General features: G+C 41.8%; 13 protein-coding genes. 6 read left to right on the top strand and 7 right to left on the bottom strand.

Annotation, left to right across the window (positions count from 1 at the left end):
- Positions 1–176: 176 nt before the first annotated feature.
- Entirely contained in the window at positions 177–1,073 is an 897-nt protein-coding gene (locus tag YK48G_RS05260; RefSeq protein WP_203629675.1) for a polyphosphate kinase 2 family protein, read from the bottom strand.
- A 213-nt stretch (positions 1,074–1,286) separates the two neighbouring features.
- Between YK48G_RS05260 and YK48G_RS05255 the strand changes: the two genes are divergently transcribed.
- The gene (locus YK48G_RS05255; RefSeq protein WP_232365290.1) at positions 1,287–3,257 is read left to right on the top strand and encodes a M13 family metallopeptidase; all 1,971 of its coding nucleotides are present in this window, start codon (positions 1,287–1,289) and stop codon (positions 3,255–3,257) included.
- 170 nt (positions 3,258–3,427) lie between these two features.
- Here YK48G_RS05255 and YK48G_RS05250 read toward each other — a convergent pair whose 3' ends face one another.
- Entirely contained in the window at positions 3,428–5,644 is a 2,217-nt protein-coding gene (locus YK48G_RS05250; RefSeq protein ID WP_203629673.1) for an alpha-galactosidase, read from the bottom strand.
- A 538-nt stretch (positions 5,645–6,182) separates the two neighbouring features.
- Between YK48G_RS05250 and YK48G_RS05245 the strand changes: the two genes are divergently transcribed.
- Both YK48G_RS05245 and YK48G_RS05240 read left to right on the top strand, forming a co-directional pair.
- Positions 6,183–7,634, top strand: coding sequence for an alpha-N-arabinofuranosidase (locus tag YK48G_RS05245; protein ID WP_203629672.1), 1,452 nt, complete (start codon positions 6,183–6,185; stop codon positions 7,632–7,634).
- Positions 7,635–7,709: 75 nt separating this feature from the next.
- Positions 7,710–9,002, top strand: a complete 1,293-nt coding sequence (locus tag YK48G_RS05240) for an MFS transporter (RefSeq protein WP_203629671.1) — start codon at positions 7,710–7,712, stop codon at positions 9,000–9,002.
- 408 nt (positions 9,003–9,410) lie between these two features.
- On the opposite strand, the gene YK48G_RS05235 is transcribed toward YK48G_RS05240, so the two are convergent.
- From YK48G_RS05235 to YK48G_RS05220, 4 genes are all read right to left on the bottom strand, one after another.
- Positions 9,411–10,013 (bottom strand): TMEM175 family protein, encoded by a 603-nt coding sequence (locus tag YK48G_RS05235; protein ID WP_203629670.1) that lies wholly within the window; start codon positions 10,011–10,013, stop codon positions 9,411–9,413.
- A 263-nt stretch (positions 10,014–10,276) separates the two neighbouring features.
- On the bottom strand, positions 10,277–10,438 hold the full coding sequence (locus tag YK48G_RS05230) for a hypothetical protein (protein ID WP_203629669.1): 162 nt from the start codon (positions 10,436–10,438) through the stop codon (positions 10,277–10,279).
- Positions 10,439–10,859: 421 nt separating this feature from the next.
- Complete coding sequence (locus tag YK48G_RS05225) at positions 10,860–11,096, bottom strand: SdpI family protein (RefSeq protein WP_203629668.1); 237 nt, start codon at positions 11,094–11,096, stop codon at positions 10,860–10,862.
- Positions 11,097–11,179: 83 nt separating this feature from the next.
- Positions 11,180–11,317, bottom strand: coding sequence for a hypothetical protein (locus tag YK48G_RS05220; RefSeq protein WP_203629667.1), 138 nt, complete (start codon positions 11,315–11,317; stop codon positions 11,180–11,182).
- A 383-nt stretch (positions 11,318–11,700) separates the two neighbouring features.
- Between YK48G_RS05220 and YK48G_RS05215 the strand changes: the two genes are divergently transcribed.
- The 3 genes from YK48G_RS05215 (at position 11,701) to YK48G_RS05205 (ending at position 13,431) form a co-directional block, all read left to right on the top strand.
- Complete coding sequence (locus YK48G_RS05215; RefSeq protein WP_203629666.1) at positions 11,701–11,871, top strand: hypothetical protein; 171 nt, start codon at positions 11,701–11,703, stop codon at positions 11,869–11,871.
- Positions 11,872–11,957: 86 nt separating this feature from the next.
- The gene (map, locus tag YK48G_RS05210; RefSeq protein ID WP_203629665.1) at positions 11,958–12,755 is read left to right on the top strand and encodes a type I methionyl aminopeptidase; all 798 of its coding nucleotides are present in this window, start codon (positions 11,958–11,960) and stop codon (positions 12,753–12,755) included.
- Between the two features lie 175 nt (positions 12,756–12,930).
- Positions 12,931–13,431, top strand: a complete 501-nt coding sequence (locus YK48G_RS05205) for a phosphatidylglycerophosphatase A family protein (RefSeq protein ID WP_203629664.1) — start codon at positions 12,931–12,933, stop codon at positions 13,429–13,431.
- Here YK48G_RS05205 and YK48G_RS05200 read toward each other — a convergent pair.
- The gene (locus YK48G_RS05200) at positions 13,428–14,054 is read right to left on the bottom strand and encodes a DNA-3-methyladenine glycosylase (protein ID WP_203629663.1); all 627 of its coding nucleotides are present in this window, start codon (positions 14,052–14,054) and stop codon (positions 13,428–13,430) included. The two genes, YK48G_RS05205 and YK48G_RS05200, sit on opposite strands and share 4 nt — an antisense overlap.
- Positions 14,055–14,198 lie beyond the last annotated feature (144 nt).

Raw genomic sequence — 14,198 nt, 5'->3', positions numbered from 1 at the left:
CTTGATTTCAAGGGAAAGTATTCATGTAAACGTTGCCAGTTCTACATTTGTAACATAACTTATTCAGGCGGCTTTCTGAAATAAAATGAAAACATTCTTACCGGCAGCACAACTCATTTTTTGGTTGGCTACTTTATTAAAACGGGTAGCTTTTGACCCGTTTATTTCCGGCCCTTTTAATTACTCTTAAGCTCTTCCAACGCCTCATTAAGCTTCTGCTTTTCAGCCGGATCAAGGTCTGGATAACTCAATGGCAGCTCCTTCATTCGCTGATCAATAATATCTGACACACACAATCTGGAGTACCACTTATCATCCGAGGGAATAATGTACCACGGGTTTTTCTTAGTTGCCGTGTGGTTAATCGCGTCCTCATACGCCTTTTGATAATCATCCCAATACCTGCGTTCTTGAATGTCGGCTGATGAAAACTTCCAATTATGATCCGGCAAATCAATTCGGCGTTTGAAGCGGTCCTTCTGTTCATCCTTAGACATATGTAAAAAGAACTTCAAGACCATAAAGCCATTTCGATTCAAATAATCTTCAAAGAAGTTAAAATCTTTGAAACGATCCTCGTAAAAGTGGTCATCTACCTGACTTAATTGGGTAATCCCACCAATATGCGCGTCAACAATCAATTGCGGATGAACCCGGCTGACCAAGACATCCTCGTAATAAGACCGATTAAAGATCCCAATCATCCCCCGTTCTGGAACATGGCGATGAATGCGCCATAGATAATCATGGGAAAGTTCAATGCTGGTTGGCTGCTTAAAGCTTGTCACTTCACAGCCTTGGGGATTAACCCCGCTTAAAATGTGACGAATCATACTGTCTTTGCCAGCGCCATCCATCCCTTGAAAGACAACCAGCACCCCATAATGCGTCTGGGCATAAAGCTTCCCCTGCAAATCTTGAAGCGTCTCAATATTTTTTTCGATTCGGGCTTTAATATCATCCTTTGACAGCTTTTCATTCACGGCCGACGTGGATGCCTTGTTTATTTTGAAATCATTTTTGCCAGTGAACCGATACGACTTTTCACGGTCAATTATTTTTTTGTTATCCATCGTCTATTATCTCCCAGCAATTTGTATTCACAATTTAATGGATTCTAAGGCTTATCAACCAAGTCAAAGCAACCCAATTTCTCCTGGCGGTATCCTCAAAACACCTTCAATTTACCACAAATTCTTGAAGAATGGCGTTTATAACTCCACTTGTTTATGATATTGAGTATACTAGGTTACATAGAATCATTTAACAATAAGGGAGGAATTCACTTGGATAATTCATTTACTCGCGCCAACCAAGCAACCGGCGGCGGTAACCAGCCGACCAATGATTCAATCGACACTGCATTACTAAAGGACGACTTATATCAAGCCGTCAACGGCCGCTGGGAAAAGACCGCCAAAATTCCCGCTGACCATTCGTCAACCGGTGGCTTCATGGACCTCAATGACAACATCGATAAGCAATTGATGAGCGATCTTGATGACATCATCGCATCTAAAAAGACCTACGAGGGGCCTTTCGCTGAATTCTTAAGGCTTTATGAACTCGCCCGCAACTTCAAAAAGCGGGACGCGGATGGTGCTAACCCCGTCAAGCCTTATCTAGAAACCATTGAAAATTTATCGGACTTCAATGACCTCAACTCAAAGTTAGTGAACCTTGTTAAATCCGGCTACCCACTGCCAATCGGCTTTGGTGTCGAACCTGATATGAAGAACACCAAGGTTAACGCGTTATTTGCCAGTGCCCCCGGTCTCTTCCTTCCTGATCGAACTTACTACGAAAATAACAACCCGGCCTACCAGCAATTAATGCCAATCTTTACCAAGATGGTCAGCCAATTACTGGTCTTAGCCGACTACAGCAGCAATGAAGCCGATGAAATCGTTGAATCTGCCAAGAAATTTGATGCGGCGATCGCCCCTCATGTGAAATCTGCCGAAGAAGCTGCCGATTACTCCAAGATGTACAACCCAATGGCCTTTAGTGACTTTGCCAAATCAAGTTCTCACTTTGACCTCACTGGGCTGGCTGATGGGTTATTTGGCCAGGCACCTAAACAAGTCATCGTCACTGAACCTAAGTACTATGAAGCACTAGATTCAATCGCCAATGACGAGACGTTTAATGACATGAAGAATTATCTGCTGGTCAACTTGATTACGTCGGCGGCTGGCTACTTATCAGAAGAATTCCGCCAGACCGGTTCGACCTTTAGCCGTGCCCTATCTGGTCGAAAGGAAGCAACCCCGCAGAAAAAGTCAGCCTTTTACCTGGCATCCGGCACTTTTGGTCAAACAATCGGTGACTATTACGCCAAGAAGTATTTTGGTCCAAAGGCAAAGGCTGATGTTGAGCACATGGTCAAGAACATGATTGGTGTTTATGAAGATCGATTACGGGCTAACACTTGGCTGGGCAAAGCCACCAGGCAAAAAGCCATCCTTAAGTTGCAAAAGCTTGAATTACAAGTTGGCTATCCGGATCACATCGATGAACTTGAATATAAATTCAAGATTAATCCCGAAAACGAAGGCGGTACCCTCTTTGACAACATGACCAAAATTGGTCAAATCGCCTTAGCTGACAACTTTGCCAAACTGGGCAAGCCGGTTGATCGGACGCGTTGGGAAATGAGCGCGGCCACGGTTAACGCTTATTACGAACCCTTCAAAAACATCATCGTATTCCCAGCCGCAATTCTGCAAGCACCATTCTACAGCTTAAAACAGACTTCCAGCCAAAATTATGGTGGCATTGGCGCGGTCATTGCTCATGAAATCTCCCACGCTTTTGACAACAACGGTTCTTTGTTTGATGAATACGGAAATCTAAACAATTGGTGGACCAAAGAAGACCATGAATACTTTTCCAAGCTGGCTGACAAAATGGTCAAAGAGTTTGATGGCATCCCATTTGCCGGCGGTAAGGTCAACGGTAAATTAACCGTTTCTGAAAATATTGCCGATGCCGGCGGGCTAAGCTGTGCCAATGAAGCCGCCAAAAGCGAGGGCGACTACAACTTATACGACTTCTTCATCAACTGGGCCAAAATTTGGCGGATGAAGGCTACTAGTCAGTATAAACAACTGCTGCTCAACATTGATGTTCATGCCCCGGCAGAATTGCGAGCTAATGTGCAGGTAAAGAACTTAGACGATTTTTATTCAACCTTTGAAGTTAAACCTGGTGATGGCATGTATCTAAAACCAGCAGACCGGGTAAAAATTTGGTGATGTTCACCACAAATTCAGGCCCACTGTATGAGAACAACGCATTTGAGTTGTTCGAAATATTTTAGTACCATCAAGCCACTACTTAATCACCCAAAAAATGACCCCCAGTTAGCATTAAGCTGGAGGTCGTTTTTGTGATTTCTATCAATTAATCGGTTCACATAATTGGTTCACACTTCATCAATTAAAAACAGTTGGGTATTAAAGTCAGCCGATTGGCCTCTTGGAACCCGCTTTTGAACTTGCGGGACAAAGTATCCAGCCTGCATTAATTCCTCGCCAAAAAATTGTTCCGAACTACCATTAACCGTATACCGTTTTTGAGGATCAAGCCCTTTGAACTTAATATGAGCGTACGGAGGATTGGCCACATTAAGCAGTTGGTAGCGAGCCGCAATTGCATGTTTCTTTTGTTTATCCACAACTTCCCAGCTTACAATATTCCCTGGCTTTTGGTAAGGACTATCGATCCGATAAAAGGTACCAAATTGGAACAATTGTCGATGAGCTTTATAAAATGCCACTTGTTGTTTAATCAGCGCTTGCTGGTCGGTGGATAACTTTGTGATATCCAATTCATACCCAAAGTCGCCGAAAAAGGCAACGCCTGCTCTGGTATCAAACGACGTTATCCGCCGGTTTTGGTCGTTAGGAACGTCTGAAACATGGGCCCCCATCATCGATTGAGGATAGCCAAATGACGTACTGTATTGAATGAATAGCCGCTCAATAGCATCCGTATTATCACTTGTCCAAGCCTGAGGGGCATAATACATCATGCCGAGATCAAAGCGGCCGCCGCCTGAAGCACAGGATTCAAATAAAACGTTCGGAAATTGACTAATCAAGCGCTGGTATAGCTGGTAGACGCCTAAAATGTAACGGTGAGAAAATTCTAATTGCTGATCCGCGGCCAGTTTAGCCCCAAACATTTCGGTAATATTCCGATTCATGTCCCACTTAATATAGTCAAGATGATTGGCTTGAATCATCTGGCTCATAACCGAATACAAATAATCCACAACCTCTTGGCGGGTCATATCCAACACAAATTGATGCCGTTGAGGCGTACTTCGCCGCCCAGGCGTTTTTATCATCCAGTCTGGGTGATCCGCATACAAGCGGCTGTCTTTTGAAATCATCTCTGGTTCAAACCATAAGCCAAATTTCAGCCCAAGTGAATGCACCTTGTCAACCAGTTCCTTGAATCCTCCCGGAAATTTTTTCTGATTGACAAACCAGTCGCCCAGCGAACTGCGATCACTGTCCCGATGGCCAAACCAACCGTCATCAACAACCAACATTTCCAACCCGAGCTTCTTGGCCGCTTTAGCAAAATTAACTAATTTTTTGTCTGTGATGTCAAACGTCGTGGCTTCCCAATTATTAATCAGCGTCGGGCGCGGCTGCTTAGCAAATTTAGGGTTAACTAAGTGCTTTAAATAAAATTTCCCTAGTTGTTGGCTCAACTGATTAAAGCCCTGATTACTGTAACTTATGACAGCTTCTGGCGTTTGAAAGCTTTCGCCGGGCTGTAAATTCCAGCCAAAGCCGGCTGGGTTGATACCCGTTAAAATCCGGGTAGTGTCAAATTGGTCAACTTCTACTTGGTCAAGGAAGTTGCCAGAATAAATCAAATTAAACCCAAACACCTCTCCGGCATCCTCATTGGTATCCGGTCTTGCCAGCATCAAAAAAGGATTGGCCTGATGACTGGAAGCGGTGCGCTTGCTGCTAATGCTTTGAACCCCTGGATGAAGAGACTCTCGATAAAGATGACGTTCCCGAGCCCATGTGCCGGAAAACTGAATCATCTGATAATGATCATCCGGCAAATCTAGCTGGCCGCTTAATGCTCGGTTTAAGACTACTTTCGCCTGGCCGTCATTGATAAACTTGGCGCTTCGAATAATGACGTCTTGATGATCGAAAACTGCGTAGCTTAAAACCAGGGTTAACCCAGCCAAATCGTCTTTCATCATCACTTCAATGGTCGTCGCCTCATCGCCTGAATCATCAAAAGTTGATGGCAATTCAGGCAGTCGGTTTTTTCCTTGGTGAATTTCGTAATGATCAAACTGGAAGCCTGAAATTGAACTGCCATTTGCCATTGTCACCTGATAAGCTGGATCCCGAAAATCCCCCTTACCAAAGCTGGCATACTCTTGCTTCAATAATTCAGGTTGGACATCATTTAGATCTTCAGAAAATGATGGCGTGTCGTTATGCCACTCCCGAGTTGCTAAGTTAGGATAATCCGCTTTAACTGGAATTCGATTGCCATAGTATAGTTGACCAAGCTCACCAGTTGGTAAAATTGTAAAAATATAGCTGGTATGGTCAGTTTGAAGATGAAAAATCCGTTGCTCGCTAACATGAATTGTCATTTTCTGTGTCTCCTTACATTTTTATTAGCAAACCAAATGTAACCGGTTTCCAAGGTAAAGTCAAATTATTTTAGTAAACATTCAACTTGCTCGAGGATCCCAATCAACCGTTTTCTTTTTCACGTTTTGAATGATATTAACAGCTTTTAATTCATCAAGGTGTATCACCATAATGATCATTGGGTTACTGCGATGGATGACATGTGAGCGGGGCGCCTCTTTCCCCGATAATGATGTTAATCATTGTTATTCAAACTTGGCTATCCCACACTATAAATATTCGTAACAGCTTTCAATTCAAATTAACGATGATGTTAATCTTCCATTTTTAAACAGCAAGTAGCAGCCAGCTATCTTAACATTTATATTAATTAGATAACTTTTTTCATTTTTTAGTAAAAAAATATTTACTTCGGAATTTGTAAGCGCTATATTAGAAATGTTAAAACTTTTACCGGTAGAAATTAACAATTATTTTATGTTGTTGTTAACAATAACGTTAATGACCAATATCTCAAAAAATGAAAGGATGAGAAAGATGACAGTTGAGATCATCCTACAGAAAACTGGTCCTCAAATTAGCAAGTACATCTACGGTCAGTTTTCTGAACATCTAGGAAATGGTATCTACGGTAGCTTGTACGTTGGCGATCACTCTGACATTCCAAATGTTAATGGCATGCGCAGCGACGTTGTCAACGCGTTAAAGAAAATTCATGTTCCAGTGTTACGGTGGCCAGGTGGTTTGTTTGCCGATACTTATCATTGGCGTGATGGTATTGGTCCCAAAGATGGCCGGAAAAAGATCGTTAATACAAACTGGGGTGACGTAACCGAAAATAACCATTTTGGAACCCACGAATACTTTGAATTGTTAAGACAGCTTGGTGCTGATGCTTATATTAATGCAAACATTGGTAGCGGTACAGTTCAAGAAATGGCCGAATGGGTTGAATACATGACAATGCCAGGCGAATCGCCAATGGCTAACTTGCGCCGGCAAAATGGTCAAAAAACACCATGGCCGGTTAAATTCTTCGGTATTGGTAATGAATCTTGGGGTGGCGGCGGCAACATGCGCCCCGAATATTATGCCGATGTTTACCGTCAGTATCAAACATTTTTGCCACAGTACGATAAGGAACATCCCATCTATAAAGTCGCCTGCGGACCTAACGAAGATGATTATCACTGGACAGATACAGTGATGAATGCCGCTGGCCAATATTTAGACGGTATCAGTTTACATTACTATACGTTACCAACGGGAACTTGGGGCCAAAATAAGGGCGATGCAACTAACTTCCCCGAATCTCAATGGTCATCAACCATGACCAGGGCTAAACATATGGATGAATTAATCACCAAGCATTCAACGATTATGGACCATTACGATCCTGAGAAAAAAGTTAACTTGATTGTTGATGAATGGGGCACTTGGTATAACGTTGAAAAGGGAACTAATCCAGGGTTCCTTCATCAGCAAAACACGATTCGTGATGCAATGGTAGCTGCAATTAATTTGAATATTTTCCACAAACATGCGGATCGAGTATATATGGCTAATATTGCTCAGATGGTAAACGTTCTTCAGGCAATGATTTTAACCAAGGGGGATCAAATGCTGAAGACCCCTACCTATTATGTCTTTGATATGTATCAAAAACACATGGATGCTGAATTACTTGAAGGCATCGGCCAAGTTCCAGATAACGTCACTTACACCGCTTCTCGTAAGAATGGAACGGTGACAATTTCAATTTGCAATTATGATGCTCATGAAAATCAGGTAATTACTTTTAATGGTTTGAAAACCTTGAAAACGATTGACTCGGCTCAGATTCTTACTGCTGACAAATTAGATGCCCATAATACGTTTGAAAATCCAAACGCGGTTTCTGAAGCGACATTTACTGGCGCCAAATTCGATCACGGTGAACTTCAACTGGCCTTGCCATCAAAAAGCGTGGTATCGATTACATTGAAATAGGGCTATCAACCTATTTCTTTATTGAAAATGAAAGCGTTTTAGCAAATAAAACTATTTTCACAGGGAGGATTAAAGATGTCAAAGAAAAATGGATCAGATGTCGAACAAACACCAGCTGAACCGGAACCAACGAACGCAAAGGTTACCAACGCCGAACAGCCAAAGTTCCCAAAGCTCTTTGGTCTAGCTATGTTAATCGGCCCGTTTGTTTGGCTAGCTCCGGCAGGTAACGTTCGAAACACATTATTACCGCAATATTTTAGTCAAATTGATCCGAGTGGTAAAGTTGCCGCTATTGCAATTATGGCATCAGTATCGTCAATTGTTGCTGCCATTGCAAACATTATTTTCGGCGGTCTATCAGATATTACCCGAACCCGTTGGGGAAAACGAAAGCCTTGGATTTTAGGCGGAACGATCGTTGAATCAGGCTTAATTTGCTTGGTTGCCAACTTACATGATCTTTGGATAATAGTTGTAATCTGGGGATTTGTTGCCGCAGCAGAAAATGCCGTCGCAGCGGCGATGGTCGCCCAAGAAGCTGACCGAATTGCGCCAAAGTGGCGGGGAACAATTTCAACATTATATGGAATTGGGTACACCGCTATTCAAGTGATTACAATGATTGCAGCTCAATTCTTGGGCAATCCTAAGCTTGGAATGTACGTCATGGCTGCTATCGGGTTTGGAATGGGAATTCTCCATGTTCTATTTGCACATGAAGGTAGTAATTTAGATGAACCAAGGGAAAAATTCTCTTGGGGCGCTCTTTGGCTGCATTTCTCATTACCAACTAAAGGTGCCCGAGATTACTGGTATGCTGTTGCTGGTAAACTAATGATGGTTATGGGCGGCACAATTGCTACCGCGTACATGCTGTATATTTTAACTGACTATATGCATTTAGGTCAGCAAAGTGCCGGTAAAACTTTATCAGAGATCTCAATGATTAACTTAGTATTTGGTGTTATCTTCACTGCAATCTCAGGGCCTGTTGCTGATAAGCTTGGGCGATTAAAAGCACCAGTTGCCCTGTCAACTTTACTGATTGGAATTGCTCAATTCTTCCCATTCTTTGATAATAAACCGTGGACGATTTTAACTTACGCTGTTTTGGCTGCAATTGGAAATGGGGTCTATAACGCCGTTGATGGTGCTTTGAACTTAGCCGTCTTGCCAAATAAAGAAACATCAGGTAAAGATATGGGCTTCATCAATTTAGCAAACACGATATCTCAGATTTCTGGTACCGTCGTAGCTTCACTGATTGTAACTTATCTTGGCGGTTATAAAGCGATCTTCCCTGCTTCATTTGTCATTGAATTAATTGGAGCGATCTTAATCTTTAGAATTAAATCTGTAAAATAATTATTGTAGATAAAAGGATGAACTCACAACTTCCGTTCATCCTTTTTGTGTATTTAGAATTCGGCCAACTCTAAATTAGATATGCCTTACCAACTGGCATCGAATCGACTCAATAGTGCTTTGCTTCAAGCAGCGCTTATAAACCCCATCAGCAACTTCGACATTGATGGCCAACACTTGATTAATTTCAGAAAAAATGGCACAACAATTATTTGAACTTCGGATTTTAAATAATTTGTTTATTTGTCTACACTTGGGTTCCAAACGTTGCCTAAGCAAAATAGTGGACCAACCAGCACTTCTTGCCAAGTAAGCTGATTAGTCCACTATTTTTAGATCACCCATTCAGCCCGTTTTACCGCTGCTAGTTTGATTGTTATCAGCAAACTTGACAGCCCATTGACATTGCTATGAATTAAACAGCCGATCACTATCTTTATTGAACCGGGCACCAACGAACACAATTTCAAGGGTGACGATCAGCATCTGTGTCGCCGGCACATAGATTAGCCCAAGAACAACCAAAATAACTTGGATCAACACTAATTTCCAATTAGACATAAATCGATAAATTCGCATCTGGCGAATACTATTTGCTGCTTTTTCATGACGATCAGAAATGTTAGCCAGAATCAACGTCTTCGACAACAGCAGGTACGCCAAAGACCATAGAAAATACACGATACCATAAAAGATTTCTGGTCCTTGCTCATTGAACCCTCGCCCAACCCACGACGTAGCAACCGGAAGAAACGACGTTGTAAACATCCAAAAGTTATTGGCCCAGTAAACGGCTTTCGTAATTCGGTGAGTCTTGGCAAACATATAATGGTGATTGTACCAAGCCGTGCCAATAAATAAATAACCAATTGCATAAGAAATCAAATAGGGCAACTGGTTGTCAATCGCCCAAATCGAAAATGACACCGGGGTCTTAAACTCCAAAATCATAATTGTCAGAATAATTGCCAAAACGGCATCCGTAAAGGCTTCAACCCGTGATTTATCCATGCTAACTCCCCCAAAATGAATTAATAGGTTCACTATAAACCTCGTTGCGAAAAAATATTGGAAATTAGCAATTAATTTTGCGAGCTTCATCGTCGGCACATGTCAGCTGCTGGTACTCACTGATTAACAGTTAAAGCTTAAGGGTGTGAGGAGTCGCAGGAGTTATTAGCTTTCAAGTTTCAGTCAACCATTCACCCCGCTTCAACGCCACCAACTTCTTAGACAGCCACTTATAAGACAATCCCAAACTACCGCAATGTTTCCTATTTTTTAACGTAATAATCAATCAGGCTAATCAACGCCTCCAAAAACATTCCGATGACCATCAAATACATGACCACCATGCTCATACCTATGTACAGTAAGATCCCCATCACCAAATAAAAACAGACGAAGAACCACCGTAACCAAATGTTATCAACCATCTTTTATAATCCTCTTTGACATAATATTATTTAACTTCTTTAATTAAAAATACCATAGTTCAATTTAAATGAGTCTCGATGATAATCATAATCGCAACCGCCCACACAACGAGGATAATGCCAATCACTAGATTTGATAATGCTATAAAATAATTAATCATCGTCAATACTGCAAAGAAGGGAATTGAAATGCCATAAAACATTCGTTGTGCATGCTCCCAGTTAGCTAACGAAGATCGTGTTCCTTCACTTCGGTAACCAATCCAACGAGAAACTTTATGAGTTGAATCAACTGCATAAATTCCGCATCCTATAATCAGTACGATTAACACTGTAATCAGAATTATATTCATGACAATATACCTCACTTTGCATCGGGCCACTGAACATTTTTAATTGTACACTGGATGCTACTTTCTACCTATTCTAAATGCATTTCAATATAGACAACGATGGCCATTACTCCTCCAAAAATAACAAATGCTGCCACTGGACCTGATAGTGGAACAAAGTAATTAATCAATGCCATGATCGCAAAGAAGGGGAATGACGCACCATAAAACATTCTTTGGGCATGTTCCCAATTAGCTAGTGATGTTCGAGCTCCTTCACTTCGATAACCGAACCACTGAGAGATCTTGTGAATTGGATCAATCATATAAATTCCCCACATTATAATTCGTATGATCAAAACAATAACCTAAATTGAATTCATAACAAAAGAACCTTCTTCATACCAAATCATTGAACACTATTAACTAAATCACGAATCGTCATTTGTGTTCCAAGCGAGTTAGGTGAAAGTGCTCCAACTCCTACTAATACTGAAACCGCTGCCAAGACATCAACCAATACTACTCCTGCGGCAACGACATCCATTATATCTACTACCCTATTAATTGTTGCGTAAAAGTCTTTCCCCTTTTTTGCTTTACAGTTATACAAAGTGGACAAGAATTATCATAATATGCTCTTAATTTACTCATGATCTCACCTCCAATTCAAAGTTATTATAATTCATTTGTAATACTAATCAAATAATTTTGCTTACGCTAATGCTTTATCTGTCATCAATGGCAATATATATCAGAAGATGTTGAATTAAAGCAAACTACATTAGAACAATTCCAATCTAAAAACAAATCAATTGCTAATTTTAGCAATGATGAGTAAACTAATAGTCGTCCATATATATTTCATGAAAACCAATCATTAATGATATATAATATAAGTAAAGAGATCCAATCCTGCGAGGTGATACCATGAAGCTAACTGAATATCTTCATAACCAGTTGCAATTTCTTAATGATCAAATGAAGTCCGCTAAAAATGACAAGGATGAAGCTACTCAATATCTGGTTGATTCCAAAATCGCGGAAGTCAAATTAATCCAAGAAGCTCTCCAGAAGGGCATCATCGACGAGATGAGTTAAAAAGTGGCCGCTTGGCCATTTTTTATGTTTTAATGGTAGATAGGTCTCGAAGCTAAACTCAATCAAAACAAAAGGAAGTAAATTCATTGATTACATTAAAATCACCACGTGAAATTGAAAAAATGGCTGAATCGGGGGCGGTTCTTGCCGGCGTTCATAAGGAACTTCGCAAGATGATCAAGCCTGGCTTGGATACTTGGGACATTGAGCTGTTCGCCCGGCGATACATCAAGGAACATAACGCCTACCCTTCAGAAATGGGCTTTGACGGCTACAAGTTTGCGACATGTATTTCAATCAACGACGAAGTGGCCCATGGCATTCCTCGTAAAGGGCTAAAGCTAAAAAATGGGGATGTTGTCAAGGTCGATATGTGTGTGAACAAGGATGGCTTTGAAAGCGATTCTTGCTGGACATATGCTGTTGGCGACGTTTCAGATGAAATCAAGCAATTAATGGATGTGACTCGCAAAGGGCTTTACTTGGGGATCGATCAAGCTGTTATCGGCAATCGGCTTGGTGACATTGGCGCGGCTATTCAAACTTACGTGGAAGACGAAAACCACATGGGTGACGTTCGTGAATTGATTGGCCACGGCATTCAGCCATCCATCCATGAAGCACCAAACGTACCCGCTTACGGGGTTCCCGGTCAAGGCCTTCGTCTAAAAGAAGGCATGACTATTACCATTGAACCAATGGTCAATACAGGTACTTGGGGCATTAAGGATCGGTATGACAAAAAAGATGATTGGACCTACTATGTTTCAGCCGATGGCACCCCATCAGCGCAATACGAACATACTTTGGCAATTACCAAAGATGGTCCTAAGATTCTAACTTCGCAAGACCCAGAAATTGACAAGAAGTACCTTTTGAACTAATTTAATGGATAACCAAAATAAGGCTGTGAGCAAAACATTGACGTTTTGTTCCAGCCTTTTAAAGTGGTGAAACCGGCAACAGTCTTCGATGCGTAATCGACTCCGACAATTAAAAACCGTTTACGTTGCTTGTCTCATCGTTTGCACTATACTGGTATAAAAGGACTGATGTAACGTGAATAATAAAAATTTTCGATTCCCGGACACGGCCGCGTACAATTTCGTTATTAACGCCTTAAACGATCGCGGCGTCACGTATGAGGACATTGCTCAAATGGCGTACAACCTCCAAAAGAAATATATCCCAGACATTTCAATGGATGAGGTCAAAAAAGACACCATTGATGTCCTTCATAAACGAGAAGTATTAAATAACGCGATGGTTGGCCTTGAGCTCGACCGATTGGCAACCCAGGGATTGCTTAAAGAACCCTTAGAAAGCATCATTATGAACGACTCGGGTGTTTTTGGCGTCGACGAAGGCATTGCCCTAAACATTGCCAACATTTATGGCACAATTGGTATCACCAATTATGGCTACGTTGACCGCGACAAGAGCGGCGTCGTCAAAAAACTTGATGAAGAAAAAGATGGTACCTCCAATACCTTTATCGACGATATTGTCGGTGCCATCGCAAGCGCGGTTTCGGCCAAAATTGCCCACCGCAACAACTAACGCCAACCAAAGTACTTTTGGTCGACGTCTCGTTTGGCAATTCCCGAAACGTAAGGATTGCCCTTAACAAAATATCTCAGCGGCTTGGTTGCCCAGTCGCCTTGATTAGCTACCCCAATGCGATTAGAAGATTCAATCGTTGTGGGGATTTTTTTGGTTTGTTTATCAATGTTTAATCGACCATCGCCGAAAATTTCAAAGTTCATCTTTTTATCGGCAATGCCAAAAGCCTCCATTAGTTTACCGGGCCCGTTGGTTAAATTAGTCCCCGGCTTATGACGATTTGCCAACATAATATCCACGCCAATCGCCGGTTCAATTGCTCGAATTAAGATTCCTTGAGGGGTATCTTTGGCCTGAGCCGCAACATCTAGCAAATACCTGCCGTGAATAGAATAGATATAAACCGTGCCGGGCGGTCCGTACAGGGGTTCATTAGAAGCTGTCCGCCGACCATTAAAGGCGTGGGCCGCGGAATCTTTTTGGCCCAAGTAGGCCTCAGTTTCAACAATCCAGCCACCAACTTTGCCTTTTGGCGACTCATATGTAAGCAGCATCCCCAACAATTGCTTTGACAATTCAGTGGTAGGGGCGCTGGCGTAAAATGGATCAAGCTCACTCAAGCTTTAATCCCCCTTTCAGTATTGCAATCCCGTAATTTGTTCTATAATTAAGACAGTGAGCGGAGCCAGGCGCTTAGAAACTGGAGCATATGTCTCCTCTAACGGGAATCCCCGGGTTTGGGATTTTCGTTAGAGGTGCTTATG

This window comes from Lentilactobacillus fungorum (assembly GCF_016860605.1).
In the GTDB taxonomy this organism is placed as follows: domain Bacteria; phylum Bacillota; class Bacilli; order Lactobacillales; family Lactobacillaceae; genus Lentilactobacillus; species Lentilactobacillus fungorum.
This window is presented reverse-complemented; position numbering and strand designations above follow the sequence as displayed.

Coding starts and splice junctions, on each gene's coding strand:
- YK48G_RS05235 (WP_203629670.1), bottom strand. CDS start 10,013: ATGGATAAATCACGGGTTGAAGCCTTTACGGATGCCGTTTTGGCAATT.
- YK48G_RS05230 (WP_203629669.1), bottom strand. CDS start 10,438: ATGGTTGATAACATTTGGTTACGGTGGTTCTTCGTCTGTTTTTATTTG.
- YK48G_RS05215 (WP_203629666.1), top strand. CDS start 11,701: ATGAAGCTAACTGAATATCTTCATAACCAGTTGCAATTTCTTAATGAT.
- YK48G_RS05260 (WP_203629675.1), bottom strand. CDS start 1,073: ATGGATAACAAAAAAATAATTGACCGTGAAAAGTCGTATCGGTTCACT.
- YK48G_RS05250 (WP_203629673.1), bottom strand. CDS start 5,644: ATGACAATTCATGTTAGCGAGCAACGGATTTTTCATCTTCAAACTGAC.
- YK48G_RS05240 (WP_203629671.1), top strand. CDS start 7,710: ATGTCAAAGAAAAATGGATCAGATGTCGAACAAACACCAGCTGAACCG.
- YK48G_RS05220 (WP_203629667.1), bottom strand. CDS start 11,317: ATGGATGTCGTTGCCGCAGGAGTAGTATTGGTTGATGTCTTGGCAGCG.
- YK48G_RS05225 (WP_203629668.1), bottom strand. CDS start 11,096: ATGATTGATCCAATTCACAAGATCTCTCAGTGGTTCGGTTATCGAAGT.
- YK48G_RS05245 (WP_203629672.1), top strand. CDS start 6,183: ATGACAGTTGAGATCATCCTACAGAAAACTGGTCCTCAAATTAGCAAG.